The 23,894-nt window shown below is 53.3% G+C and carries 33 protein-coding genes; 2 read left to right on the top strand and 31 right to left on the bottom strand.

The genetic code is table 11. The annotated features are described in order from the left end of the window. Positions 1-91 precede the first annotated feature (91 nt). Entirely contained in the window at positions 92-352 is a 261-nt protein-coding gene (locus H8F22_RS30940; protein ID WP_078465939.1) for a YebG family protein, read from the bottom strand. 69 nt (positions 353-421) lie between these two features. Continuing rightward, entirely contained in the window at positions 422-1,228 is an 807-nt protein-coding gene (locus tag H8F22_RS30945; protein ID WP_169904105.1) for an N-6 DNA methylase, read from the bottom strand. Positions 1,229-1,421: 193 nt separating this feature from the next. Here H8F22_RS30945 and H8F22_RS30950 point away from each other — a divergent pair, with 193 nt between their 5' ends. Beyond that, positions 1,422-1,802, top strand: coding sequence for a hypothetical protein (locus H8F22_RS30950; RefSeq protein WP_078466155.1), 381 nt, complete (start codon positions 1,422-1,424; stop codon positions 1,800-1,802). A 220-nt stretch (positions 1,803-2,022) separates the two neighbouring features. On the opposite strand, the gene H8F22_RS30955 is transcribed toward H8F22_RS30950, so the two are convergent. The 14 genes from H8F22_RS30955 to H8F22_RS31020 form a co-directional block, all read right to left on the bottom strand. After that, the gene (locus H8F22_RS30955) at positions 2,023-2,511 is read right to left on the bottom strand and encodes an Arc family DNA-binding protein (protein WP_078465940.1); all 489 of its coding nucleotides are present in this window, start codon (positions 2,509-2,511) and stop codon (positions 2,023-2,025) included. Positions 2,512-2,675: 164 nt separating this feature from the next. Beyond that, positions 2,676-3,173, bottom strand: coding sequence for a hypothetical protein (locus H8F22_RS30960; RefSeq protein ID WP_194941085.1), 498 nt, complete (start codon positions 3,171-3,173; stop codon positions 2,676-2,678). Between the two features lie 648 nt (positions 3,174-3,821). Beyond that, entirely contained in the window at positions 3,822-4,349 is a 528-nt protein-coding gene (locus H8F22_RS30965) for a DUF262 domain-containing protein (protein WP_078465942.1), read from the bottom strand. Between the two features lie 60 nt (positions 4,350-4,409). After that, entirely contained in the window at positions 4,410-4,733 is a 324-nt protein-coding gene (locus H8F22_RS30970; RefSeq protein WP_078465943.1) for a hypothetical protein, read from the bottom strand. A 238-nt stretch (positions 4,734-4,971) separates the two neighbouring features. Continuing rightward, positions 4,972-5,706, bottom strand: a complete 735-nt coding sequence (locus H8F22_RS30975; protein WP_169904103.1) for a hypothetical protein — start codon at positions 5,704-5,706, stop codon at positions 4,972-4,974. A gap of 90 nt (positions 5,707-5,796) precedes the next feature. After that, positions 5,797-6,324, bottom strand: coding sequence for a hypothetical protein (locus H8F22_RS30980; RefSeq protein WP_078465944.1), 528 nt, complete (start codon positions 6,322-6,324; stop codon positions 5,797-5,799). Positions 6,325-6,383: 59 nt separating this feature from the next. Further along, complete coding sequence (locus H8F22_RS30985) at positions 6,384-8,048, bottom strand: SNF2-related protein (protein WP_011923178.1); 1,665 nt, start codon at positions 8,046-8,048, stop codon at positions 6,384-6,386. Next, positions 8,045-8,401: a hypothetical protein gene (locus H8F22_RS30990; protein ID WP_153045973.1), complete on the bottom strand. Its 357-nt coding sequence runs from the start codon at positions 8,399-8,401 to the stop codon at positions 8,045-8,047. Before H8F22_RS30990 ends, H8F22_RS30985 begins: the two co-directional genes overlap by 4 nt. A gap of 170 nt (positions 8,402-8,571) precedes the next feature. Next, entirely contained in the window at positions 8,572-8,991 is a 420-nt protein-coding gene (locus H8F22_RS30995; RefSeq protein ID WP_169904102.1) for a hypothetical protein, read from the bottom strand. 70 nt (positions 8,992-9,061) lie between these two features. Further along, positions 9,062-10,045 (bottom strand): hypothetical protein, encoded by a 984-nt coding sequence (locus H8F22_RS31000; protein ID WP_078465947.1) that lies wholly within the window; start codon positions 10,043-10,045, stop codon positions 9,062-9,064. A gap of 68 nt (positions 10,046-10,113) precedes the next feature. Beyond that, entirely contained in the window at positions 10,114-10,614 is a 501-nt protein-coding gene (locus H8F22_RS31005; RefSeq protein ID WP_161952147.1) for a J domain-containing protein, read from the bottom strand. Between the two features lie 35 nt (positions 10,615-10,649). Beyond that, a complete protein-coding gene (locus H8F22_RS31010) occupies positions 10,650-10,904 on the bottom strand; it encodes a hypothetical protein (protein ID WP_078465949.1) in 255 nt (84 codons plus the stop codon). Between the two features lie 170 nt (positions 10,905-11,074). After that, a complete protein-coding gene (locus H8F22_RS31015) occupies positions 11,075-11,452 on the bottom strand; it encodes a hypothetical protein (RefSeq protein WP_194941086.1) in 378 nt (125 codons plus the stop codon). Between the two features lie 45 nt (positions 11,453-11,497). Beyond that, positions 11,498-11,959 carry a hypothetical protein gene (locus H8F22_RS31020; RefSeq protein WP_011923172.1) on the bottom strand — a complete coding sequence of 154 codons (462 nt, stop codon included), beginning with the start codon at positions 11,957-11,959 and terminating at the stop codon, positions 11,498-11,500. Positions 11,960-12,102: 143 nt separating this feature from the next. On the opposite strand from H8F22_RS31020, the gene H8F22_RS31025 reads away from it, so the two are divergent. After that, positions 12,103-12,909, top strand: coding sequence for a cold-shock protein (locus tag H8F22_RS31025; protein ID WP_194941087.1), 807 nt, complete (start codon positions 12,103-12,105; stop codon positions 12,907-12,909). Between the two features lie 162 nt (positions 12,910-13,071). On the opposite strand, the gene H8F22_RS31030 is transcribed toward H8F22_RS31025, so the two are convergent. From H8F22_RS31030 to H8F22_RS31100, 15 genes are all read right to left on the bottom strand, one after another. Next, positions 13,072-14,046 (bottom strand): hypothetical protein, encoded by a 975-nt coding sequence (locus H8F22_RS31030; protein WP_194941088.1) that lies wholly within the window; start codon positions 14,044-14,046, stop codon positions 13,072-13,074. 254 nt (positions 14,047-14,300) lie between these two features. Then, positions 14,301-14,828: a hypothetical protein gene (locus H8F22_RS31035; RefSeq protein WP_153045975.1), complete on the bottom strand. Its 528-nt coding sequence runs from the start codon at positions 14,826-14,828 to the stop codon at positions 14,301-14,303. 100 nt (positions 14,829-14,928) lie between these two features. Next, complete coding sequence (locus H8F22_RS31040; protein WP_194941089.1) at positions 14,929-16,869, bottom strand: AAA family ATPase; 1,941 nt, start codon at positions 16,867-16,869, stop codon at positions 14,929-14,931. Then, positions 16,866-17,282, bottom strand: a complete 417-nt coding sequence (locus H8F22_RS31045) for a hypothetical protein (protein ID WP_153045976.1) — start codon at positions 17,280-17,282, stop codon at positions 16,866-16,868. Before H8F22_RS31045 ends, H8F22_RS31040 begins: the two co-directional genes overlap by 4 nt. An 83-nt stretch (positions 17,283-17,365) precedes the next feature. Next, complete coding sequence (locus tag H8F22_RS31050) at positions 17,366-17,737, bottom strand: hypothetical protein (protein WP_078465956.1); 372 nt, start codon at positions 17,735-17,737, stop codon at positions 17,366-17,368. Positions 17,738-17,739: 2 nt separating this feature from the next. Then, positions 17,740-18,222 (bottom strand): DUF2968 domain-containing protein, encoded by a 483-nt coding sequence (locus tag H8F22_RS31055; RefSeq protein ID WP_078465957.1) that lies wholly within the window; start codon positions 18,220-18,222, stop codon positions 17,740-17,742. An 86-nt stretch (positions 18,223-18,308) separates the two neighbouring features. Beyond that, entirely contained in the window at positions 18,309-18,848 is a 540-nt protein-coding gene (locus tag H8F22_RS31060) for a hypothetical protein (protein WP_078465958.1), read from the bottom strand. Positions 18,849-18,878: 30 nt separating this feature from the next. Then, entirely contained in the window at positions 18,879-19,124 is a 246-nt protein-coding gene (locus H8F22_RS31065) for a hypothetical protein (protein ID WP_078465959.1), read from the bottom strand. Positions 19,125-19,710: 586 nt separating this feature from the next. Next, complete coding sequence (locus H8F22_RS31070; protein ID WP_078465961.1) at positions 19,711-20,025, bottom strand: hypothetical protein; 315 nt, start codon at positions 20,023-20,025, stop codon at positions 19,711-19,713. A 214-nt stretch (positions 20,026-20,239) separates the two neighbouring features. Further along, a complete protein-coding gene (locus tag H8F22_RS31075) occupies positions 20,240-20,683 on the bottom strand; it encodes a hypothetical protein (protein ID WP_078465962.1) in 444 nt (147 codons plus the stop codon). 25 nt (positions 20,684-20,708) lie between these two features. After that, a complete protein-coding gene (locus tag H8F22_RS31080) occupies positions 20,709-21,029 on the bottom strand; it encodes a hypothetical protein (RefSeq protein WP_078465963.1) in 321 nt (106 codons plus the stop codon). 680 nt (positions 21,030-21,709) lie between these two features. Beyond that, positions 21,710-21,865, bottom strand: coding sequence for a hypothetical protein (locus H8F22_RS31085; protein WP_194941090.1), 156 nt, complete (start codon positions 21,863-21,865; stop codon positions 21,710-21,712). Between the two features lie 362 nt (positions 21,866-22,227). Further along, positions 22,228-23,097, bottom strand: coding sequence for an RNA polymerase sigma factor RpoH (gene rpoH / locus H8F22_RS31090; RefSeq protein WP_078465964.1), 870 nt, complete (start codon positions 23,095-23,097; stop codon positions 22,228-22,230). 51 nt (positions 23,098-23,148) lie between these two features. Continuing rightward, on the bottom strand, positions 23,149-23,637 hold the full coding sequence (locus tag H8F22_RS31095; RefSeq protein WP_194941091.1) for a hypothetical protein: 489 nt from the start codon (positions 23,635-23,637) through the stop codon (positions 23,149-23,151). Between the two features lie 101 nt (positions 23,638-23,738). Continuing rightward, positions 23,739-23,891, bottom strand: coding sequence for a hypothetical protein (locus tag H8F22_RS31100; protein WP_161952149.1), 153 nt, complete (start codon positions 23,889-23,891; stop codon positions 23,739-23,741). Positions 23,892-23,894: the final 3 nt, after the last annotated feature.

The following is a 23,894-nucleotide window of genomic DNA, read 5'->3' on the forward strand; positions in this document are numbered from 1 at the left end:
ACACCGGGGTGGAAACTATTGGACGCTGTTTACCCCGGGAATCTGGAAACTTTTGCACGCTGTTTAACACTTCAGCCCGTACCGAACTCGATCAACCCTCAGCTTCTCGACCAATCTCAAGCAATGCAGCCGGATTATTCTTGAAAGCTGAAGCAAAGGCCGAGCGATTTTTCGCCATGAAAATACCTACTTCTTCACCCATTTTTTCATCTAACCCAGGCACATTCTGAATCAGTGCCGCAGTGAGTGCTTCGCCAAGCTCAAGCATCGCATCATGTTGATCTGCCAGCTTTTTTTCCACGAAGATTGTCTCCAGGTCTCGGGTACTGCGATACAAGGTTTCTACAGCCATGATCGGCCTCGTTTATGTGATGACTTTTAGTCGGAAACTGATTCAGCAGGTAGGGTTCTCTGCTCAACGCTACAGGTTGCTAGCCTGTACAAAATTATTGTCTACGGCTGTGTGTGCCAAAACCCCACAAGTGAATTCAGAAAGCTGCGTAGCTGAATCCTCTTTCAGATAGGCGATTCCCATCTCGCTTTCAAGTGAAAAACCGCGCTTGAGCTTGTAGTCAAAGAGATTCATGGCATGTGAGGGGGTATGCCAATGAGAATACTCAGCTAGCGTCAGGGTATTGCCGTGTACCACAACGGCCGGGATGTGAAGCAAGCTCAACTGAATGAAGGCCATGTGAACGGCGCGTATGTCGAGATCGATCAAGGTGGCGTGCAGGTGTTGCTGGTAATTGATACCCAGTTCGAGCATTGAATTAGCAAACCCGATGACCATGGCACCAGATCCGCTTGCGGGTTCCGAAAGCGTCACGAAACCTCTGCGCTTCACCTGTGCTTGAATATGCTCGCTATCCATCGCGAGCTTTGAAAGCACGGTTGAAATAGAGGGTGGGGTGAAAAATTGCCCCATATCGGCATTCGATACCCCGAGGCGCATGTAGAGCTCGCCGAGTAGATCACCAGCCTGTAAATCAAGGGCTTGAACGAGATGCTGCAGTAGCTCACCGAATTTGGGCTGATCTTGTGGTTTGTACTTGCCAATGAGGGTTAGATAGCGGGCTTCCCGAACATCACGCGCAGATTGGTCGCACGAATTGCGTATCGCGATTGCGGCCATCTCAACAAAATCGGCGAATACGCTCCTGGCTGGGTAGTAGCCTACAGAGCTGATGATGCTAGACATCGTCGCAAGGCTTTCTTTGGTACTGGGCATTGAAGCACTCCATGATTGAGCTATAGGAGTGAGTCTCTAGCGAGTGGCTGAGTGCCAGAACCACCATTTTGCTTACGGCATTTTGGCTCGCCGTATTCACAAGGTGCCGTTATCGTGAGTAGTGGGCGTCATCCATGCCTGCTACCTGGCCGCAATGAAGCGGCCAGGTACCGATCTGAACAGGAATCTATTCGTGAAGAAAGTTGCACTAATTGCCGCTGCTGTATTGTCCTTGGCCGTCCTGGGCGGTTGCGCTAACGGAAAGTCACCTCTTGACTACGAAACTGGGACTTTCGTCGCGCCAGAGAAAGTTCAACAACTTAAAACTGCTCGCGCATCTCAAGAGCAAGTTGTTAAAGAAATCGGTTATCCATCTTCAAAAGGTGAAATCTCTTCCAAGGAAATTTGGCGATACGAATATAACCTCATTACCGCGATTCCTTTCGTAGGTAAAAACAAAGCCGAAGCGACCGTCTTTGAATGGTCGAAGAGTGGTAAGTTGCTGGACGCTTACAAAACCAATGGTGGGAATGGTAGCTCCAGTAACCCACTCCTGAAAGCCGCTGGTATGTGATTTCAGTCAGATCAAAGAGGGGCTCAGATTGAGCCCCTTTTTTGTTCTTTGCTCATGATAGTCGCAAGGGTCAGGTCGGTGCTCACAGATGGCTGCAGATGGCGCTAATGACATTGTCATAGCTTGAGGCCGGCAAGAGTGAGAAAGGCGGGAGGCAGTTCGTAGAGAGGCAAGGACGGTCAAAGGAGATGAGAGGCGGGCCGCATTTAGCCCGCGCGGATCAGTGTTTGACAACTGCCGAGGGGAATTGAATGTCAGGATCTTCACATCGCTTCAAAAGTGCTTCAATTTGTTGGCTGTAGTAGACCCAGTCAGCACAAGCATTGGCAATCGCAATCTTCATGGTGTCGGCCGATGATGCTTTAACCTCATCCCGCAAGCCTTCTGGAAAGCGAATGTTGAAACCCTGTACGGTGCCTTCCTCAGGATCAATCCGCTGGAACCTTAAAAGCACCTCGTCAGCCACATCTGAGCCCAGCCGGGTGGCCAGGGAGTTGCGCATTGTGATCAGCCGGCGATGACTCTCAAATTGGCTGATAACTGCGAGTGCCACTTCACTGTTGAAACTGCGGAACTGGCGTCGAGCCACCTCTTCGATAGCTTCTTTGAGCACGATCGGAATACGAAGTACGAATTTTTCAGCCGTCCGCGACGGGGCCGCAGGGAATGCGGAATCCGGGGTTGATGTCAGGCTGGTCGAGCTATTCATGGTGTCAGACTCAGGTCGGTAGTCAATAAAACTGGGCGCATTCTCCGCTGAACCTTATCATTTTTCCAGTCAAGAACATGACGCCAAATTGCCTGTTGTCGGATTTCTACGGCAGTTTGGCGCTTTGTTCATGTGGGGAATAGGTTTCAGCAGATGTTTTGCATTCAGAGGCCTTTGAGTGTCTCGTTCAGGAACTCGATTTCTGATTCACCATAGGCCTCAATCAAACCTTTCTTCACCTCAGGGGTGAAGATGTAAGGGAAGACCTCAACTTTTCCTGGAGTTGAGTGGAACACTACCAGTGTCGACTTTGCAGTGGCCTCACGCAATTCACGCACGATGTCCATTTCATCGGCTATTTGGGCAATGGCCAGGCGCATGAAGTCAGTTGGATTTGTGGGGCGGATTGCATTCTTGGGGATCTGCGTGAGATCCAAGCTGAAACCATGCTTCACTAGATTCTCAATGATCTGTTCTTGAAGCCCCTTGTTCAGTACCAAGGTGAATTCTCGATTGCGCTCAGAACCTGATGCAGAGCCTACAATTGCACCAAAGAAAAGGAGTGAGCACGACCACTCTCGGTTTCCAGGACTGGATGACGGTCCCTTAAGATTTCCGAGGGTGAGTTTTGCATCTTTTGCCGCGCGCAATGATTCGAACATGATCAGGTGCTCTGCTGTTAGGAAGCACCAGAATCAGTGGCTTTAGGGTGTGCCAGAAGGGGGTCATTTGAGAGATTCAATAACTGTGAAATACAACGAAAGCGCCTATTCACTAATTCCACGGACATCCATAAGGCTTAGCTCATAGCCAGCTCGATCCTTATTGCATAGTTCAATGCCTATGGAGATTAAAGCTCTGCGCGTGCGATATGAAGCACGCGCAAATTGCCCGCGGTTGTGGTCGATCTTGTTCTATTCACGTGGCAACCAAACGGTACTCGCATCAAGATCTACGGTGAATCCTCATGCTGCTATTTCTGCGGCTGCCAAGGCGTAGTCGTCGCCCCATGACTATGTGAGGAAACGAAGTCATCAAGTATTAGCAGTTCGATAAAGGGCTTCTTGCGATCTCGGCCGTTCCAGTCGCTACCATGTCCAGCTACCAGGTGCTGATGTGAATCTCGCAACCGGGGCATAGCTAACGGATGTCCACAGTTAGGTTGATTGAGGCATAGCCCTTACAGCTTGAAGGAGACCTCCACTAGGCATGCAGGTTTCGAAGTAGCAAAGAGCTTATGAGGTCATGGGGGCTCGCTTGATCTTCTTGCTGTGGCGTCCTGAGCCGCACTGAGGTGATGTGACAGCAAACTACTGGTCCACGCGCGCCATGTCGGCTTCGGTGTGAGGAACTCCGCCTTTGTTCAGCCGTTTGTAGAGCGACTTCAAGGTCAGTTCGTCACCGATGTACTCGATCTCCATTTGAGGGAATGGATGGTGTAGAAAACGTCGCATCTGATCGGCGCGGGGAATATCTGACCAGTAGATGTCACCAAAGATTGGGAACTCGCCGGCAAGGAAGTCACGCACGGCCGATACTCGCTGCTGACCATCCAGCAACCATCCAGCCATGGGAGCCGGCTTAGCAGAATCTCCCTCCCACTCACGGCCGTTTACAACGAGAAAACCGGTTCCGAAGCCTAAAAAAACACCTTCGATGAAGCTAACCTTCTTCTCACGGTCCCAGCATTCAGCACGCTGCCAGTCGGGCAACACGAAGCGCATGATTTGGCGGCTTTCTGGAAGAAGGGTGAGGTCGCGATTTATTGAAGCCGTAGGGATCAGGCATTCGATCGTAAAAGCGCGGGTCGTACCATTGAGCAGTCGAGGGGGAAGCATTGCGGTATCTCCATAACGGTTATACCGCACATCTTCTGGTGGTTTATATCGTGCCAGAAGCTACCTATGTATGACTCCACTGATAGCGTCACTAGGCATAAAGCCAGCGACCATCTCAAGACCAACATCGCCTCCGGAAGTCATCAGCAGGGCTGCCATTGGGTGCTGACGCGCCTCTTTTGCGTTCATCCCGAAAGCGTTAAACACTGGGATGCCAAAGTAGATCTGATCTGTCGGTGCAATGCCTACCTGTTCGGAAACCGCAGCCAGGGCACCACTCAGAGCGGCTTTACGCTCACGCCATGGCAGCTCAGAGATAATTCTGGCAGATCGGTTAAATGGTTTACCTACATTGTCCAACGCTTCATAGGGCACTGATTTCATCGACGGTTCTCTGTATTCAGAAGTTGAGTGCACCCATTGTCTTGCTATTAGCGTGTGCCTCAAGCCTGGTCATCCATCTGGATCGAAACTCGCAGACCGAGGCCCTTAATCAGTAGCGCGGCTTGCGTAGGGTTGATCAGCGAATTCTTGAATTGGCGTGGGTCAGACATGAGAATGAGAGTTGAGTACAATCCAAAATGGGGCATGGAATGCATGCCCCTTGGGATGTGCTTTGGGATCAGAAGCAGAAACCATGCTGCATAGGAGCGCTCGATTCAGGGGCAGAATGGGCTGGCTCATTTGTTGGCTTTGGCTCCGACACTGGTGCGACTACCGAGACAGCTGTAGGTGGCTGGTATTCGGGTTCAGTGATCTCACCCTTCTGGACGCGAAGCGCTTGAAGGGATAGGTAGGCTTCAAGGTATGGTCGAAACTTAGATCCGTGAAGACCGCGCGTTGAAAGGTCGCGTCCCTGGGTCTGAGCACGATTCGCGATGTAGTTGCGCTTGTTTTGAGACATCAGCAGGACGTAACCAGCGCTATACCAGCCTTCGATCATTGTGATGATCGCCGGCATGTTCTCCTTGAACACCCGCTGCGCAGATTTGAGCTCGTGATCAAGCCGGGCTTTCGCTTTCGTCAGATCGTCGTCCAATTCACTTACACCACACCATGCTCGGAGGGCTTCGCGTGAAGCTCCTTGGGCCTTAGGAAGTTTCAGGCCTGCAACTGTGCAGAACACTTCTTTGCCAACTGAATTCAGTCCATTGCAGATGTGCTCAAGGCCGTAGAAATCTTTATTCAAAACCTTCTCTGCAAAGCCGATGTGGTACTCGCGGACGTCCGCAGGCTGGCCGGCGCACTTCGCGTGCATGCTCTGCATGTAAAGGGTCGCGATCGAGGTGATCAGTTCAGCCCGGGGCAGACCGGACTGCAACAGGGTAGAGGTGGCATGGCTGGAAGTGCTGATCATCTGAATGAAGCCTCAATGTAGTGAATGAGGCTATTTTCAGATCGGAAATGATGTGGCAGAACCCCTGGAAGAGTAGGCGTACGAGGTAAATCAGGATGCTTGTATGTCTTCAGTAAAGTGTTCCTGGATAGCACTCTCACAGCTAACCCGGTGAGGGCCTGGCCAGTCTTTTACCCATTGCGGCGCCTCCACTGCTAGCCTCAGGTCGTCGGAGTGGTCGTCGTTGTCCTTCAGCTTCAGCGCTTGGAGCATACCCATGTCAAGTATGGCGGCCGTGACATCGATCTGCGTTTCACCCGGGTCCGCCACAGTGGCATTGTCTTGAATCCAGACCTCTGGGTAGAACGTTACGAAAACACGTTGCGATTCTGAGGCTGACGCCAAGTACCAGGTGCGGAATTGAACTGCGGTCGCACCATCGGATGCCGCGGGAAATCGGTCAATGATGTAACCACTGACCTCGATGTTGTGGGACGGTTCGCCGTCGCGTGAACAGGCGAGAAGACCGAACTGGCCTTTGAGATGTGACGGTTGGAAGCAGACCAGTTGCTTCATGCTGTCTTTGTAGTAGACCCGGCAGTTGCCGTTATCGGTGTGGTGGAAAGTCAGAAGTTTCATGGGCGCTCCCAATGATTGGACGCGCCCATGATTAGACCTGGCCCAGCGTGGCAGAACCCTTAGGCTGCCTGTTGAGCGTTTTTAGGCAGATAGCGCTCTACCAACAGTCGCATGCGGCCTGTATCCGGCACATTCGCCTCAAAGACTCGGCCGGGGTCAGTGATACCTGTGCCTTGTGCAGCCTTAACTCCCAAAAGTTCGATGATCGGAGGATCTGATCCATCCTCTGACACAAGGAATATGGATAGCACAGGGTTGGGCTGACCTTCGCGGTCTAGCCTTCCTGTGACCTGCTCGTGCACTTTGGGCGACCAGTCCAGTTCACCGTGCAGCACAACACTGCATCGAGCCTGTAGCCCGTCGAGGCCTGCCCCGGAGCGCAGTGACAGAATCAGAACATTCGACTCTCCCGCTAGGAAGCGACGTTTGGATTCTTCCTTCTGCTTGGGCGACTCACTCCCCGTGTACATAACGGGGTTCCACTGGGCCAGCTCTTCATTCCAGATGTCGTAGACGGCCCGATGCCAGCCTGCAAGAACAATGGGCACATTGTCCTCCAGAAACATGCGCGCGTATTGAGCAATAAATCGAGCCTTCGAGATGCCAGTGGCCTGGCGCACGAGCATGTCGAGCTCTCTGCCGGCCTGACCACGCTCTTCGAAAGTGCCAGTTTGGTACCTAAGGGCTAGCTTTCGAGCTATCTCTTCGATCGACTTCAGAGCCTTCTGATCATGGGCAATGTCCTCAACCATCGTGCTGACCTGGGGCAGCTGTCGTCCTACATCCTCTCGCGTGCGCCGCAGGAAAACCTTCTGTTCCCTAAGGTAAGATCCCAACGCCTCTGGGTCTGATACGTGCTGGCCATCGCTACACCACTCTCGAATGAATTCTCCACGAGTACCTAACACATCGGTCTGAAGGATCTCGAAAATATTAAAGATCTCAATCCCAAAGTTGTACACCGGTGTTGCTGATAGGCCCAATCGAAAGTCCACATTCTGGGCGAGCACGTTCGATGCTTCGCCTTTGACGCTCTCCAGGCCTTTGCGAAGGCCGCCGATCTCATCCCAGCAAGCTGATTTGAAAAAACGACTTCTGAACATATCAACCCACCCGGCCAATTTACCGTATGTGATGATGTAGACGTCGCTGGGCGGGAGGTCGTAGGGCGTTCCGGTCCGGATTATGTGCGCCGACAGATCAGAGAATTCCTCTACCTTGTTCAGCCATTGTTTTTGAAGGTGAGTGTCCACAACCACTAACCCGGGTCTACATGCCGGATTCAGCAGCCACATCACGGTAGCCGCCGTTTTCCCGAGTCCGATGTCGTCCCCCAGCAGAAGTGTGCCGGTAGCGTGGGCGAGTGCAGCAGCTTGCATTTGGTAAAGCCGTGACTGGCATGCGGGCTTCAATCCTGAGCATGGGGACGGAACGAAGCTGGGAAGGAGGATCTGTTCGAGTTCAGCCTTCCGAGCCTGAAAGCCTTTGCGGCCCTTTTTCAAAGCCCTGGCTGCAGAATCCGAAATGTCGAGAGGGTAGCGACTGGCAAACCATTCAAGATCGCTGCAATGCTCCAGATCATTAGGGAACGTGAAGCAATCAACCTGAGTTTTCGATACTCGCGGGAAAATCTGCTTGAGACGGATCGCTACGTGCGGAGCTAACCCCTCAAGCAGCCACTGACGTTTACTGTCTGTCAGGGTCAACTTGCCATAGGTATTCATCGCAGCCACCCCCGGCCCATTGAAGCGAAGATGGCGGGGGTGTCACTGATCTGCGGTGGAATGGCAATTGCTGTAGCGCTGAGCAGGATGATCCCGTCCACGCTTTGGTGCTTTGAATAGCGCTCTAGTTGGCGGAGGATCTTCATCCGTTGGCACCGGGTTTTCATTTCGAGAACGATTGAGAAGCCCGATTCTGAGATAAGAAAATCGGGGATGTCCTGGGCTGAAAGTCTGTGTTCGCGTTTGATGTCAAAACCTGCGCCGAGAAGTAGAGTCTCCATTTGGGCTTGGGCGACCTTCTCATCTTTCATCGCAACGCGTTGACTGGAGCAGAACCTGACAATCTTGGACATGGCTAGTCGAAGAGCCGTTATCCGCTCGTCATTGTCGATAGCCGTGCCCACAACGGAGTGTGTTGGCATATGTGGTAACCATGGGAGATAGTCGTTCAAGTACACCTTAACGACGGGCATCCGGCTATCCAAAACCCATGCATGAAAATTCGCCAATGCTTTGTGACTACTTAACAGATTTCGGCAGCCTGCTCTCGCGAGGAACTGAAATTACGGGTCAGAGCATTGCGTTTCCTCGCTGCAATGCGTTCTTGGATACGGGAGCGGGCGGCCAGCCGTTCTTCACCAAAAGACGGCAACGCTAAGCCCAGCAGGTGGAAGCGCAAGCGTTCTGCTGCAGTCATCCAGTCCAATACTGTGCATCCTGCAGAATCACCCGCCATGTAGTGCCCTGAAGGTTCGGCCAGTCCTGCGCGGTCACCCGTCTCGTACCTGGATTTGGATATCTCAGATAAGGAATGGCGCTCAGCCGTAATAGCGTCGACACTCAGTGATGAACGGATTTCTTGGGCATGGGCCTCATCGCTGGTTACCGCGGTAGAAGGCTGCGGTTTAACTTCCAGCACAGAAGTTGTAGGTATGGATTTCATGATGAGCCCCGATCAGTGAGTGATTGATAATCGGGGTGTAATGGTTGTGGCAGAAGCCCATGTGGGGTTATCAGTGCATCAATGCCCGGTCCATATCCACTTTGACGCCCGCCCAAGCTTCGAGCTCCCATCCTGATCCGAGCTTCACTCGATAGCTTGCCTCAACCTCGCCGCTTGTGAATACGGCCCGACCATCACCAAAGTGAATGCAGGTGAACCCTTTGTACGGCACCAGGTTTAAGCAGTGTTTTTTCATGTCGACATCTGAGGGAACGTAGTGCTGCTCAACCTTCACCATTTCACCGTCAACCTCACGCTGCCAGACGACCACGGAGCCCTCTTCGACAACCACCTGTAGCGTTTCCTCCTCATCACGATAGAGGACGCCGTATTCCTCACCAAAGGCTAGAGTGCTGCCGGGCATCCAAGGTCTGTGTTGAGGGGCTGCCGTTGTAAGGCTTTGGCGCGTACTGCCTGACTTCAGCTCCATGAGTGCATCCGTGGACCATGCCTGAAGGCCGATACCCCGGCGAGCAAGCAGGTCAACCAAGGCCAAGTGAAGGGCAGATGCAGCATCAGCTACTACGGAGTCATCGTTGTCTGAGCTCATGACCTTGTTCAAGCTACTACCAAGTTCATTAAGATGTTGACGAACACTCTCAACCGAACTGTATGCGGTCGGTACCGCAGCTTTGCGGAACCGGTTAAACAGAGCATGCACACTCGCCTCAAATGAGGTTGGGAGTGGTGCCAGACCGACGTACGCGTCCTCCCGGCGGGTCACGGCTCCCGAGTCGACATCCCCAATCAGGACATACTCACGCTCGCCTGGGTATTGGGCGATGGTGAATAGAGGATCACCCGCCAGGTTGTCTCCGGAAGACGTTTGGTAGGACAGGCTGAGCAGCTCAATAACAAGCGCTGTAGGCCGGCCGATGAAATCCTTCATCAGGGAATAGAACAAGATCTCAGGGTCTTGGCTGTCGTGACTGGAATTGGAGTAGAGAGTGGCCGCGGCCGGGTGGCCAATCTCATAGATGATCCGTTTGCCCATAAGTTGAAGCTCCATCTGGTGAACGTTTAGCCATGATCAATTTTGTGCTCGGAAGCCGACAGACCTGGTTAGAAAATGACGTCTTTGAATAGGTAGGCAGCTACGATAACTTGGAGCATAACAACGAGGTGTACCGGCCGGTTTAGCAGCCACCTGATTGTCGGTGGGGTGTTCTGATTGTCCGCTACTCGTCTCATCATCCGACGCAGCTTCTGCCCCATCTGAGTGTTCGCCACGAGGTCTAGAAGTCCGGCGGGGTTCGCAGAGATCGGTGCTACGCGTTCGGGAATATGTGGGGCGGGACGCGGCTCTTGCTCAGTTCTGTGTGATTTCGCTGCCAGTGCAGACTTGCGTGCTGCCTTCAGTTTTGCATCGTAAACCGAGCGTTTATCCGGTTCAGAGAGTATTTCATAAGCATCTGTGATGATCAGAAATATCCGGCTGGCTTCCTCAGCGTTGTCTGAGTTCCTGTCAGGATGATAGCGCTGAGCGAGGACCTTGTAAGAAGCCTTGATGATTGCCTGATCTGCGTTCTCTTGGACCTGCAGGTTGTGATAATGGGTACGCATATTCGAAATCATGTCTTCTTGGAGAGTGCAGGCGGCTACTGACCACCCATCGCGGGCAAAAGGATCCAATGATAGATGCCGTTCATGTTTGTCAGCAGGAAGCAGGCTTGCAAGGTGAGCAGCCAGCGAGCTTTTATTCTACCGGCATGACCAGCAAGCATCGCGCTGCTCACCAAGAACAACACGTAACCGTAAGAGGAGTAGGTGACATTCAACGACAAGAGCACAGCCCCGGAGATTCCTGCGACAGTGCCAGCTTTTTCCAGAAACCGCGTCAGGTCGAATGTCATTGTCCTGCCCTCATGAGTTGGTAATTGGATTGTGTGTGGAAAGGCTTTGTGCCACCAGCCAAAACGAGGCAGCATTTTCAGGACTTCTGGTTGTGTGGCGTGGTCTTGAGGGATTGAGCTCCCCTCGAACCGTCTGGCGTGGCGAAGCGATAAGCAAGAGGGGAGGTCGGTCAGGTTGGGATTCGAGCGATCTTGAAGAAACACTGGTAGCTATCCCACTGCCTGGCGCTGGCGTATGTGTCGGCCAACACTTCAAGTGCGACGGTGGGAAGAGACTGCACGTTTTCAAATTGCAGAGAACCGGGTTCCTGGAACTCACCGTGCCCTTCAGCGGCAAGTCGTGCAGCGCATGAATCAAACAGCGATTGATCTGCAGTGATATGTGGGAGGGCATACCCAACAAACCGCATCAATGCCGCGTGGGCCGAAGGGTAGAACTCTGGGCCAATCAATCCATCCGAAATGTTACCAAGATCGTGAACATCAGCAAAAATCAGGACATGAGCTGTAGATGCTGGCTCATTTTGTAGTGTTGAAGTAGGAGTCATGTTTCCTCCGGATGAACGGAGCCCGCAGGCTCCACAGCAGTCTGTTTATTCAGCGTCCGGCTCGAACTCTTCCCACAGGCCGAGTTTCACAAGCAGGGCTTTCAGCGCGATGGTAGATGCCTCTGGATCAGTCCCCTGCTCAACGTCAAGCACAGCTTCACGAGCGGAGCTTGCGAGCTCCCGAAGTTGATCTCGAAGGGAGTTCGCACACACCACTGAGGTGTGAGTGCCGGGGGTTTCAATAGCGATGCTATCTCCCTCAATCTCACTCCAAACTGCTTCGCTAAGAAGGCACTCGGTGCCATCAGAGTCCGCGAGGTAGACATCATCACCCACCTGCTGAGTTTCAGATGCGTCCCAGTTCAGCTGCGAGCCGCCGGTAAACTCGAACTGCGTCTTGCCGGCCTCTTTGAAGATTTGCTGAGGTACGCCAGCTGGAATGAACTCGATGGTCTTTTCCAGGCGCAGGCCTGTAGTTGGGTGATATGGGAAGAGTGTGGTGGACATGGTGACAGCTCCAGTGCGTGTTTGGTGGAGCCATACACCTCCTCGGATGTGCCAGAACCCCCCAGCAAAAGAACAACCACGGTTAGAGTTGTGTCAGCTCAATGCCGGTAGAATCCCCCACATCGGATTTAAAGGATGTGTTTGTGGATCAGGAAAATATCGCTGCCGGCAGTATTGAAGGTGAGGTGATCAGTTTTGTTGCCTCGAAAGGCTACGGTTTCATCAGCGGTGATGATGGCGAGCGATATTTCGTCCATCAGAAGGACGTCAAGGGTGGCGAGCCTCTGACATCCGGCCAGCGAGTGACCTTCGTTCCTACTCCGTCCCCCAAAGGGTCGAAGGCCAGGCATGTTCTTCCAGGAATCGGACCAACCCTGATTTATACCAATCCCGACAATTTTGTTTGGTCGAAATCCGGTGCTCCGAAAGGGATGGAGGTCATGATGACCACCGGGGATGGCTGGGCACAGTCGAACGATCCCAATCAAGCCCGCGGGATGTTGGTGGCTCAGGCTCAGGAGAATGGCGCGAATGCTGTGATCTTTGCTTCGCTTGAGAAGTACACCGACTCAGCCGCATGCAGTAATTACCGCTTCACCATGCACCGCTTTACAGGTCAGTACGCCATTGTGAAAGTCGTCAGCCTCAGCTCAGATCCAGCGGCCATCATGGAGTCTCAAGCGCAGATGCAGGATCTTCACGACTGGTGGCAAAGCAAGACAGTCCCTCGAAGCGAAACGTGGGAGCTGTCGGCAAACGAAACTAGATTGATAGAACCCGCAAAGGTTAAGTTTATCCTGGGACTAATTTGGTCTTGGTCACTAACCCTACTCAAGATACTTGGGCTCTCTTGTCTGTTTTTTTACCGGCAAGGGGTGAAGTTCATCAAGGGGCGGTTGGCTGCTGACCGAATTGAAGACAAAAAAAGGCCGGATGACCCAGGGGAGTAGGTCATCCGGCTCAGGACCGCGGAGGGGACGCGGATTACTTAACACGATGAGACTGGGTGTCATCCTTGGCACCTGTTCTACAGAGTAACGGCTTGTTCTTGAATGACCACCCAAAACACCCATTTCTTTTTCGTCGCGCGTCTGCCGCTGTACGGGCATGGTTCAACCAACTTTCGCCGAATCGCCAGAAGCTTCGCGCGCCTTCTTCACTTCAATCCCCAGTTCAGTAAGGTGGGAAGCGTTGTCTCCACTACGGCACCCGCTAACCAGACCAAGATTTGATAATCCAGCCATGACCATGCCGTCACGATGACTGGCTGCGTCTATTGCGTAAAACAGCGCTTGGGCTTCTCGTGAGTCTAGTAGGCCAGCCACTCGAACTGGATCCGGGTAGCTGCCAGATCCGTCGCATGCACGGCACTTATAACGATTCGTCCAACCGATCCGCTTGTCCCCAGCACCATTGCACACTGGACACGTCTCGACCTGAGGATCTGAATCAGTCTTTCCAGCAAGGTGCTCGCTATAAGCCCCATTAAAGGTAAGTGACACGATTTCGCATAGTTCGCTATAGGTGTCGGCCTGAAGTGTCCCTAGGTTAGCAGGAAGGATTGTAGGGCCGCCGCCCCACCGGTCGCCGATCTTGAAAGTGATCTGTGCCTGGCACGCCTGCAAATCCAAGTGAATTTCGCTGTAGAAAGAATCCCCGGAAGATCCCAGCGGCCGGAACACATAGGCGGTGATCCTGCGACTACCTCGTTGTGCAACTTGAAGTACGCTTGCGTCGACGTCGTAGCCGATAACGTGGCCCCGCGGAAGCATCAGTGAGTTCTTCAGTCTGGGGAAGACTTCATTCGCGACCTGGCGGGTGCTATCTGCGATATTCGAGCGGATGGTATTGAGCAGCACCTCTTTCGAGAAACGACCCATCATAGATGCAACCGTAAAGCCACTGTGCTTGGCCTTAGTAAAGCGTCCGTCCTGCTCAAACGAAACGCCCGCCCGGGCGTACGACATATCAGCGCAACCCAGTGATTCAAAACACGCAGCGCGGACACGGGTCGCTAGCATTTCGGTCTCGCGCTCATCTAATTTAGTTGGAATGGTGCAACTCGATTTGCTGGTGGCAGTGTTCATGACCTGGATCCTGATGGCTAATTGACTGAGGCAAATGATCAAGCTAGTTGCGGCGTGCCAGAATCGCAGGCCAAAAAAAACCCACGCCTGGGGGTGTAGGCGTGGGCCGATAAATTTAGGGGATGCCCGAAGGCTTCGAAATCTCCAGCAACGTGCTCAAGGCCGTGAAGCTGGTGACTTGCATGCCCACCCCTGGGCAAATTGATTAAAACATCACTGTGCCAGCACAACTACCCAAAACACGTTGCCAAAATTCAATGGGCATGAGCCCTGCTGCGAGGTCTATCACTAGGGTGGCGTGCAAGGTGAGCTTCCATCGCAAGTTGGGCTGCGTTGGTGACTTGATGTGGTGTCATTAACTCAGCTTGGATTGCACCTGCTTGAACGAGAACGTGTCCGTTGGAGCGGGTGTTCCAGTCGACCACAACAACATGTACGCCTGGAACCATGGTGTACGAGGGAAGTGTGCCCCAGAGACGTGTTCCACGGGTGAAGTTGAACATGTGAGCCAACAGGTTTTGCTTGTCTTCTTCTGTAGCACCTGATGAACGGGTATCGAAAATCGCTAATTTGTTAGCGTACTCATCACCGGCGTTCAGGGTGAGAGAGGACAGGAAATCCTGTGGTAGGCCATTTTCATAGATAGCTTTCAACATTTGGCCGTGGAGCCTGCAACCAGCCTCGTAACCGTACGAGTAAATCCATACGGGCACAAATTCGAGATTTTCTGCTGGTAGGTTTTCATCAGGGGCCCACCCTTTTGCCAGCACTTGTTGCATCATCTCCGCGGTCTTTGGTGTGCTTCGTTCCGTCATACAGATGCCTCAGTGATTAGGTGAGTGCCTATGATGGAGTCCTCCACGTAGTGCCAGAACCGGGGGGTCAGGATTTTTTGGATTTCGCAGACAGATCCGTAGCCCAATCACGAACCTCTCCAGGCACGATTAACTTGAAGCGTGCCCGAGTGCCGCCGGTGTAAATGGCAGCCAGCGCTTTAGCAGCGCCCATTCGGTCGCCGGACTCAATCCTCGATAAGAGGTCGGGTGCGAGCATTACAGTGTCGACCTCTGTGTTTCGAGCATCCGCAACTCGTCCGAGTTTGATAGGGGCGCGGCCAGTAGCATCGAGCCACAACAGCGATGCTTCGAAATCGGTGGCTTTGTAACCCTTCTTGAGCATGCGTTCTATACGGATAAAGGCCAGGTCATCCTTGGCCATGTCCTTCACAAGGGACGCCCAGCTTGTGTACTTGAACAGTGCACTGTGCGACGGCCGAACGCTTTTGTTGAACAGCTCGATGCAATCAAGCACGAACAGCCTGAACGCTTTGTCTGCGCCTGGTAGAAGACTGAATTTTGCCCCGGCATTGCCTAAGCGCTGGAACCACTCGAATAGGCCCCATTCGGAGTTGCAGAGTATCGTGGCCGGCTCGGTTGGGATCTCGGCGTTGTCGTAGTAGATGACTTTGGTGTCACGCTCTCGACTGCCCTCCATGTGGGCAACTCGAACCACTGGATTCTGGTCGATCAGGGTATTCACTACACCCTCAATCTGCCTACCTGCCCTTATGGAGTGAACGACCTCGCGGCTTCGGGTAGCCGGCGAGCGTTTGCTCAGGTTTCCATCCAGCCTCTGGCATGCGTCGCCGAGAGTGATCACGGGCTGTGGGCAGCGATCCAGGAATGCGCACATGGGCCACGTGAGGTCATGACTCTCGTCAATGATGATGTGGGTGTAGCCCGGGTCTATGAACGTATCGAGCGCCAGCGCCAGGTGCTTGATTCGGTGGTAACCACGCAGAGGCATTTCAATCCGAGGATCCGTAGGCTCTATAGTTTGTTGCCAGAACACTTGGGCATATTGAGCTAAGGCGATTTTATCCAACTCGGATAGTTTGGTATCCAATGGGGGGATGTGGCGAGTATCTAGCGTTGTGTCCCGACTAAAACAGAACCTCATCACCATGCGGTTGCATGTCTGGGCCACTTGCCAGGGTGCCATTGAACCTACTGGCCCAAACCCAAGGCGCTCAGCAGCCAGTGAGGGTGCGAGCTGGTGGGTAGACCATGCGCGCTTACCTGCCCGGCGATATGGCTTGCTCTGGTCTCGCTCAAGACACTCGGTAGCTAGTTGCCCGAAAGTCATCCCAGTTACACGATTTGGACCAATGCGAGCCATCAGGGCTTGGAGCTGAACCTGAGTGTACGCTAGGAGAAGAGGGCGATACCTGCTTAGGCTATCGACCATCCGCTCGATCAGATAGGTTTTCCCTGTCCCCGCCAGTGCCTGGACGTCCATGCTCTCATCAAGCTCACCTCGAAAAACGCTGAAGGTGCGGGCCTGCTGGTTAGTCAGGGTGAACTCTTTCCCGTCATTAGTAACAAATTTCTCAGTGAAGGGATTTAACTGGGCTGACAGCTGGCGCTTAAATTCAAAATTCCACTCCCCATTGGGGAAAACAAAACCGCCCTTTGAAATCAGCTCGGGATCTAGAAGACGTGCGGGGATTCGTTTAAGGTCATTTAGGCCTGTATTGAAGTTATCTCGGTTGAAGCGCGCGGCCATAAGCCGACCAAACTCACCCTGGCCGTTGGATCGCTCAACCTGAATGCCGATGCTGATGAGTTCGGCTAGAGCCTTCTCGGTTTTGTCAGCTCTGAGGTTGTGGCCAGCAAAAGCAGTTGAGTTCTGGATTACAGCCGCACTAGCGATTTCATGAACTGACCATTGGAGGAATAACTCAGCCGACCGTGAGTCCACAGCAGCAAGTTGCTCGGCTTTGTCGATTTCCAGCGGTAGGAAAAGAGTAAGTTTCGGTGTCATTGTGCTGAGCTATTTGACAGCGTCGATTGTGTGTTCAGATTCATATCTTGGCCTTCAATCGTTAGTGAGACCAAGCTGAAGGGACCATTCAGTGCTGTGGCTTCCAATACCGCGGTCCAGTACCCAGGTGTATCAGCTGGTAGCGAAGCCAACTGGTGCACTGAATTATGGTCCGGAGAGTGTACAACTTGTAGGCGTAACAGGGCATCCGGGCCTTTTTCAAAGATTGAAACCTGGAAAATGTCCATTCTTTCGTTGAATGGGCTTGCCACGTAATTCTTTGACCCAGCAAGCGCCTCAAGAGCGCGAATCAGACGCGCGCCCGCACCGAGATATCCATAAAGACTGAAAACTGCCATTACGGCCGCTTCGCGCACTATGTGAATTTCGGAATGATTGAGCCGGTTATGCATGGGAAATGCCTCTAAATTGATGAGACACATTGCCCCTGATCACAGTGTGGCAGAAGCCGTGCTTGTCGATCATGGGTAAAGCTTCAGGGAATGAGCTTTATCTCAGCATCGTCAGCCCAATCAAGCAGCTTGGCTAGCTGCTCGTTCAGATCATCAAGGGCTAAACCTGGTGGATCCTCTGGGTAGCCAAATGGCTTGATTGCATCAAGGCCGTCGATGATGGCAGCCAGATCAAAATCGAAACTGTCACCACCCTCAAGCAGCCATTGGACAGGCAGCTGCTGGCGCAGAGTCAGGGCAATGTCGGATGCAGCTGCGGAGCACTCCCGATCTGTGACCGCCCGGCTGTGCCGGGTGAACACCGAACGGATCTTCAGGGTGCGCGGGGCGGTGCGAGTTTGCACCTTCACACCGAAGGTGATGCTATTGCGTGTCTGAGCGGCAAACGTACCCATTTTCAGATCCAAATGTAGGTTTTGGGGGATTCGGGCTTACCGATTGCGGCCAGGCGACAACGCACGGCGTGTAACTGAACATTCAAGGATGCCAGATCAGCGTTTTCAGCTGAACCTCGAACCAGAACCGCTTTTTGGATGACGGGATCGGCTTCCATCTCAGCCGCTCGCCGACAGAGGTCTTGCCGCAGCATTACGAGGTGTCCTTCTGAAAGGTCAGCAATTGGTGTTGCCAGGGCCTTCTCAAGATCTTGCTGCCCTATCCGGGCACAGCTACGCACAAAGTGGTGGCTGTGACTCATCATCTCAGCCCGTGCGTTAGAAGAGATCATTCCCCAGAAATCACTCGCCAGGCGGGTCAGAATGTTCTTGTTGATGCCCTGAATGTCTTGGGCAGAAATGACCATTTGCTGAGTCAGGTTCTGAATGAGCTCTTCGTTGCTTTCGTACAGGGCTTGGAGTTGGGGCGGGCTTGGGTATTTCATGTCAGGCTCCGTTGAATATGAAGCCAGCATGCGGCAACTTGGTGCGTGCCAGAACCGGGTGGTGCGTTGAAGCCCTACTGTTGCTCTCAACCAACTAGCCGAAGTCCTTGGGTGACTCTCTCAGCCCTTACAAAGGTCTGGTGAGGGTGCTCCCCCGCGTCCACAGAACGAATCAGCACTTGAAATGCGGCCTCGATTGACCCGATGTCAGTAATCGCTTTCGCGGATTGAAGGTCCGAGCGGACACGATCCATCAGCCCCCAAAGTACGGGCTGGAGCTCTGGGAGTGAATCCACCCAGTCATCTTCCATAAGCATAGAGTCGACGTCATACCCTAACGAGGCGCCCAGAGACTTCATCCATCGGCTGAAACGTCGGACAAACAGGATGATCCCCAGGAACTCCCGGCTACCAACGCTGCGGTACCAGCCCGCTCCGCGCTCGGGGAACATGGCCAAGTCACTTGTGAGCATGGCGGCGATGTGTTCGGGCGGGTGTGCTGCCCGCGCGGGCATCGGCAGGGCATTATGGATTGCCTGTGTGAGCATGTTGACGTCGATGAAGTAGTAAGTGACCAGCTTCTGAGACCAGACGGCACGGTCGTACTGGCTGTTGAATTCGGTCATTTGTTGGTACCTCAGCTATGTGTTCTACGCTTATGCCGGCAGAGTTGCTAAAGGGCCTGCAGACGGATAGTCATGCTGGACCATATGGAACAGTGGGTTTTGGCCCACATCAATACCGGTAGCGTTGACATGCGCCTCAAGCGCCAGCATATCGTTGCGAACCATCTTCGCCGTGGCCAGAATTACGTCAGTGCCCTGAGCCTGGGTCTTCGCGATCAGCTTTAATGTTGCAGCTGACGCGACTGCGGCAAGCAGCAGAGTGGTGGTGCGGTTCATTGGTGAAGCTCCTGAAATCTGAATTCCATCTTTGCCGGTGTGCTGAAACAGTAAGGATTGGTGCACGATAGGTGCCGGGTTTCTATGCTGTTTCCTTGGAGTTAAAGCACCGCTTGTGATACCACTGCCCATTGATCTTGAGCTGTTCGCCATGGACATCCTGGACCAATCCGCAGCCAGGTATATTGTCGCCAGCTGCGTACTCCCGTGTAGGCAAGGGCATTCCGAAGAGAGCATTCCCGCCTATCAAGTCCTGGGGCCGGCTCGTGGACCACTTACGGCGTAGCTCAGCAACGCCGCTGGTATCCCCAAACTGGGTATCGGCAACATACTCAGCGTTCTTGAGCCACATCCCCCGGGACAAACCATCGAATGTGTGGCGGATCGATTGGTGGCTGTCCCTTAATACCCTCTCCGTGGCCCTGAGCAGGCCAGATAGGGTCTTGTAGGCGGTTGGGTGTCCCATTACGCATTACTCGTTCTGAATTTGAGCGGTAAGTCTTAACCGTAAACAGATGTGCCCCAACCCTCACAGAAAGATTCTGCATGCGGAATCTTTTTATCCGCCCCCAGTGTGTTCGCTGACCTATTCCCGGACGTAAAGGGTGAGGTTGCTCTCTTTCGGAATCGGGAAGGTGTTGATTGGAGCCAGGGCTTCAACCTTTGCCATCGTCATATCCCCACGCGCCGACTTTAGGCAGACGCGCTGATCAGCTTTTACGACCCATCTCTCATTCGGTTGGCCGGCTGCTATTTGAACCAGCTTCCCCATATAGGTACAGGAAGATGCTGACCCCACTACCTTGAGGACAACAATTCCATTCATTCCCGAGGTTATTGGCTGGAGGTTCTGTACCTCCAACGTTTTAGCTGTTGCATAGGCCGGGAGGGCAATCATCATGGCGGAGAGTGCTACTCGCCTCCATGGCAGGCGAGCTTTGTTAAGGGTGGGGCTTCTCATTAATACGTACCTGACGTTAGGGCCGACGCATGATGAGGTTCGGAGGGGCAAGGACAAACCCAAAATGGGGTCGCGGTTTTCAGGATAGGTAAGGCGGTTGTGCCTAACCTTCCCCCAAAAACAGGGCGAGCCCTGCTAGTGCGGTCTTCGCGTTCTATTTAGCGATGGGATACCAAGTGTAAGGGTCGTTCTGCTTCATGCCGGCTCGGACAGCTTCAAGTTCTTGATGCGCCTGCCAGGCTTCATGAAGCTCTGGCTCAGGCAGGGTGTTGGTTGTATGACTCACAGTCCCCCAGACATGCTTCACAGGGTCGTAGCCCACCAGGCGCGCCACCTGTAGGTCAGGGTAACTATCCGGCAGCTGGACTCGCTTAGCCCCACGCTTTTTGCTTTCAACCTTGAGCTTTACGACTAGGCGAACCTGAGCCACCATGTCATCAACATACACCGTCGTTTGCTCGCGGTAGGTGATGGAGCGCTTATTGATCTGCGGCTGCAGGTCAAAGGATAGGCTGACAATCTTCGACAGATCTGTGATGCCGGCACTCACCAGTAGGGAAGAGGAGAACAGTGGGGTTTGCTGTGCTGCTGACTTCATGGGGTCACCTGTTTGGTTGATGGGCCTATTGTTTGGCCTTACCAGGTGTGGCAGAACCCCTGTTGCGGATATTCTCCAGCGCCATATCCATCAGTTTGGAGAGTGTCATTCCTTTTGAAACCAGATGTTCAAGATCTGCTGTTCCGATTCCCTGAGTCAGGTTCCAAAGTGCGGCGATCCGCCTTGCGACCATCTCTTTGGTCTCATCCAGTTGTTGGTAATTGTACGTGGCCGTGCAAAGAGGTATTTTCCCCCCGTTCAAACGAACCGTACGGTATCGATGGCCGCCCACTTCTGCCGTGTGGTTGACCATCCGCTCGATGGTTTGGTCCGGATCGTATGACATCGCAGCAATTCCTAGAAGTGATTTACTCCATTGAACCGCCGATGTTGACGTGCCAGAACCGGGGACAATCAACCTATGGTTTTATGTGGACTTGGTAGGTCGCGCTGGGAGTCTGAAACGTAACGTTCGTCTCGACGGGTTCGCCTTTAGCCCGCATGGTTACGCGGTTATAGGGTGGTACAAGCTTGCCTTCCCAAGCTTGGGAGTTACCGACGCTGACCGAACTTATGGCCTTCCCGTCGCGGGTGCAAAGATCTTTTGACGATAAATCCTTGGCTGTGACTACGTTGGGCTGAACAGGGTTAAGCAGAACGCAACCCCGTGCTGGGTTCTGGGCAAGTGCGGGCGTGCAGGTAAGCAAGAGGCATAGCGCGGCTGCTACGGCTGGATCGGACATGAGGTATTCCTGACTTCTGTCTTGGCACATGGCCTTAGCTTACACGCGTGCAGCGAAGGACTTTGCATTAAAGCCTGGCTTGAACCTGGGGCTACCAACATGAAGCTAGAGCTGTCAGAGCGTGGCCTTACATAGGTTGGCCGCTTCCTCGGCGCATTACCCTTTGAGTAGCAGGCTGAGGAATTCATCGCTCGCCGTTCGCCTCAAGCTCGCGCCAGGTGTCACCGTCGATCTCTTCATGACCTTCGGAACATTTTGATCCTGATAGGTGAAAGTTGACCTGTTAGGTCTGGAGCGCTGGCTCAGAAGGTACCCATTGAACTGGGGTTTGTTGCCGGCGGCCACCGTAATTGGCAATGCCATAGATGCCTTTGCACTCATCCGCTGTGATGATAGTGATGTTCAGGCGGGCATCTGGAGAGCACGTAACCTTGTTCATCCTGGGGCTCCTTTTGTGAGAACCGTAATTCTCAGTCGGAGCCCCGCGTGCCAGAAGTGGGTAGGTTTTTAGCCGAGAGCTTGGCGGCTATTGCCAGTGATCTTCCGCGGCGCCGTACCAGGGCGTTATGCCCGCATCGGTGATAGAAGTTGTCCTGAACAAGCCCCGCATGCCCCCCGAAGCGAGGCGCTGACCATGTCCAGAGTAACGTGAAGGCTCGCACAGCCCGTGAGCTGAACCTTCGATTACCCACCCGGCCTGTTGCAGGCGAGCGCTCGACTTCCGCCAAGGTGGCACCGCTCCTGAGCCAATTTGCCAACTGAATTTTGTCTTTGATTTCCAATTTTAGTCTACCTTCAGGGTTACGCTGCCAGAGGAATGGCGACCTTGAGCTTGGCTAGGGCCAGCTTTTCGATTTGGCGGATACGCTCAGCTGATACGTTGTACTTGGTCGCCAAGTCATGGAGTGTCGCTTTGCTCTCCGAAAGGAATCGCTGCGCAAGTATGTCTCGGCTGCGCTCGTCCAAACTGTTGAGCGCCTCATGCAAATCATCTGTCGAAGTGTCGGCCTCACTCTCGTACTGATGGGCAGGATCGTAACGGTGGTCTCCAATCTGATGGGCCGGGGTGAGGTATGCCGATTCATCATCTGCATCTGCGGCAGGGTCAAACGACGTGTCGTTCCCTGCCATGCGCGTCTCCATCTCCTTAACGTCGAGTACGCTCACATTGAGGGTGTCGGCGATGTGCCTCGTCTCATCGGCAGTAAGCCAGTTGCGGGACCGGGGTTGCTTGCGCAGATTGAAGAACAGCTTTCGCTGAGCCTTCGTGGTCGCCAGGCGAACCATTCGACCGTTGCGGATAATGAACTCGTTGATCTCTGCGCGAATCCAGTGGACTCCGAAAGTGATGAGTCTGACCTGAGCTGCGGGATTGAATCGCTTCACGGCTTTGATCAGCCCGATGTTGCCCTCTTGGATCAGATCGCTTAAAGGCAACCCATATCCTGAGTAGCTTCGCGCGATATGCACGACAAAGCGAAGCTGGGATGTAACGAGTTGGCGCGCTGCGTCCATGTCATTGTGCTCTACAAGTCGCTCAGACAAACGTCGCTCTTCCTCGGCACTCATGTTTGGTATCGAGTGAATCACGGTCAAATAAGCATCGAGGTTCGATCCCGGGACCATCGGGATCTGGGCTGCCGCCTTGGTAGATAGTGTTGAAGTGTTCAATGTTGCATTCCTGGAGAGAGTGGTGGCCCGCCGTCCCGGCGGGCAGTCTACTTAGAGAGCGGCAAGCTCTTCATTGATGATGCATGTCAGCTTGTCGCCATGTTCCTTGCGTACAAGTTCGCCAAGCATCGAGGTGTATGCGGCCTTAATCTCGTATGTTTTACCGTCGCTCAGCTCAAACACAATCTTCTGCTTGATCGATTTCCTCAGAGCCTTCAAATCCTCCAACTCTGCGGCCATAAGCCCAATAGCTTCCTCAAAAAAACCGAAGTCATTGGTAGGTACGGGCAGAGGGAAGTCGTCTCCCGGTGCTAGGTCGTAGCCTGATTGTTTGAGTGCAGGGCACACAGCTGATACCGCCTCGTCAGTGCATGACGTATCGAGGTGTCCCAGACCTTGGTCGACCAGGTGCCCGACTTTTACTCCATTGATAATCAAATCGGCCGACCACATGCGGCCATCCATTCCATTCGCTGCCTTGAAGTTCTTCAGAGCGATGCCAGCCTGAATGGAGCGTTTGATGTTGTCGATCAGTTGCATTTTTAGTTCCCTCAGAAGTTTATGAGGGGATTGTGGGGTGAGCCTGGGTGTGCCAGAACCACCTTCAACTAGATTGGGATTGTCGCGCGAACTTGAGGATCCTAAGCCTTGCGCCAGAATGCGATTAGGCTGTCGGTGCCCCAATAGCAATCCTCTGCGAGCTTCTTGAAAAACTCCTTTCCGTCGTTGTAGCGGACATCAATCAAGCCAGTTACTGGGCGGCCTTTACGATCCCAAGATACCCAATCCTTCATGGT

Origin of the sequence: Pseudomonas mucoides (assembly GCF_015461845.1) — a bacterium.
Lineage (GTDB): Bacteria > Pseudomonadota > Gammaproteobacteria > Pseudomonadales > Pseudomonadaceae > Aquipseudomonas > Aquipseudomonas mucoides.

Coding starts and splice junctions, on each gene's coding strand:
- H8F22_RS30940 (WP_078465939.1), bottom strand. CDS start 352: ATGGCTGTAGAAACCTTGTATCGCAGTACCCGAGACCTGGAGACAATC.
- H8F22_RS30945 (WP_169904105.1), bottom strand. CDS start 1,228: ATGCCCAGTACCAAAGAAAGCCTTGCGACGATGTCTAGCATCATCAGC.
- H8F22_RS30955 (WP_078465940.1), bottom strand. CDS start 2,511: ATGAATAGCTCGACCAGCCTGACATCAACCCCGGATTCCGCATTCCCT.
- H8F22_RS30960 (WP_194941085.1), bottom strand. CDS start 3,173: ATGTTCGAATCATTGCGCGCGGCAAAAGATGCAAAACTCACCCTCGGA.
- H8F22_RS30965 (WP_078465942.1), bottom strand. CDS start 4,349: ATGCTTCCCCCTCGACTGCTCAATGGTACGACCCGCGCTTTTACGATC.
- H8F22_RS30970 (WP_078465943.1), bottom strand. CDS start 4,733: ATGAAATCAGTGCCCTATGAAGCGTTGGACAATGTAGGTAAACCATTT.
- H8F22_RS30975 (WP_169904103.1), bottom strand. CDS start 5,706: ATGATCAGCACTTCCAGCCATGCCACCTCTACCCTGTTGCAGTCCGGT.
- H8F22_RS30980 (WP_078465944.1), bottom strand. CDS start 6,324: ATGAAACTTCTGACTTTCCACCACACCGATAACGGCAACTGCCGGGTC.
- H8F22_RS30985 (WP_011923178.1), bottom strand. CDS start 8,048: ATGAATACCTATGGCAAGTTGACCCTGACAGACAGTAAACGTCAGTGG.
- H8F22_RS30990 (WP_153045973.1), bottom strand. CDS start 8,401: ATGTCCAAGATTGTCAGGTTCTGCTCCAGTCAACGCGTTGCGATGAAA.
- H8F22_RS30995 (WP_169904102.1), bottom strand. CDS start 8,991: ATGAAATCCATACCTACAACTTCTGTGCTGGAAGTTAAACCGCAGCCT.
- H8F22_RS31000 (WP_078465947.1), bottom strand. CDS start 10,045: ATGGGCAAACGGATCATCTATGAGATTGGCCACCCGGCCGCGGCCACT.
- H8F22_RS31005 (WP_161952147.1), bottom strand. CDS start 10,614: ATGCGTACCCATTATCACAACCTGCAGGTCCAAGAGAACGCAGATCAG.
- H8F22_RS31010 (WP_078465949.1), bottom strand. CDS start 10,904: ATGACATTCGACCTGACGCGGTTTCTGGAAAAAGCTGGCACTGTCGCA.
- H8F22_RS31015 (WP_194941086.1), bottom strand. CDS start 11,452: ATGACTCCTACTTCAACACTACAAAATGAGCCAGCATCTACAGCTCAT.
- H8F22_RS31020 (WP_011923172.1), bottom strand. CDS start 11,959: ATGTCCACCACACTCTTCCCATATCACCCAACTACAGGCCTGCGCCTG.
- H8F22_RS31030 (WP_194941088.1), bottom strand. CDS start 14,046: ATGAACACTGCCACCAGCAAATCGAGTTGCACCATTCCAACTAAATTA.
- H8F22_RS31035 (WP_153045975.1), bottom strand. CDS start 14,828: ATGATGCAACAAGTGCTGGCAAAAGGGTGGGCCCCTGATGAAAACCTA.
- H8F22_RS31040 (WP_194941089.1), bottom strand. CDS start 16,869: ATGACACCGAAACTTACTCTTTTCCTACCGCTGGAAATCGACAAAGCC.
- H8F22_RS31045 (WP_153045976.1), bottom strand. CDS start 17,282: ATGCATAACCGGCTCAATCATTCCGAAATTCACATAGTGCGCGAAGCG.
- H8F22_RS31050 (WP_078465956.1), bottom strand. CDS start 17,737: ATGGGTACGTTTGCCGCTCAGACACGCAATAGCATCACCTTCGGTGTG.
- H8F22_RS31055 (WP_078465957.1), bottom strand. CDS start 18,222: ATGAAATACCCAAGCCCGCCCCAACTCCAAGCCCTGTACGAAAGCAAC.
- H8F22_RS31060 (WP_078465958.1), bottom strand. CDS start 18,848: ATGACCGAATTCAACAGCCAGTACGACCGTGCCGTCTGGTCTCAGAAG.
- H8F22_RS31065 (WP_078465959.1), bottom strand. CDS start 19,124: ATGAACCGCACCACCACTCTGCTGCTTGCCGCAGTCGCGTCAGCTGCA.
- H8F22_RS31070 (WP_078465961.1), bottom strand. CDS start 20,025: ATGATGATTGCCCTCCCGGCCTATGCAACAGCTAAAACGTTGGAGGTA.
- H8F22_RS31075 (WP_078465962.1), bottom strand. CDS start 20,683: ATGAAGTCAGCAGCACAGCAAACCCCACTGTTCTCCTCTTCCCTACTG.
- H8F22_RS31080 (WP_078465963.1), bottom strand. CDS start 21,029: ATGTCATACGATCCGGACCAAACCATCGAGCGGATGGTCAACCACACG.
- H8F22_RS31085 (WP_194941090.1), bottom strand. CDS start 21,865: ATGAACAAGGTTACGTGCTCTCCAGATGCCCGCCTGAACATCACTATC.
- H8F22_RS31095 (WP_194941091.1), bottom strand. CDS start 23,637: ATGCAACTGATCGACAACATCAAACGCTCCATTCAGGCTGGCATCGCT.
- H8F22_RS31100 (WP_161952149.1), bottom strand. CDS start 23,891: ATGAAGGATTGGGTATCTTGGGATCGTAAAGGCCGCCCAGTAACTGGC.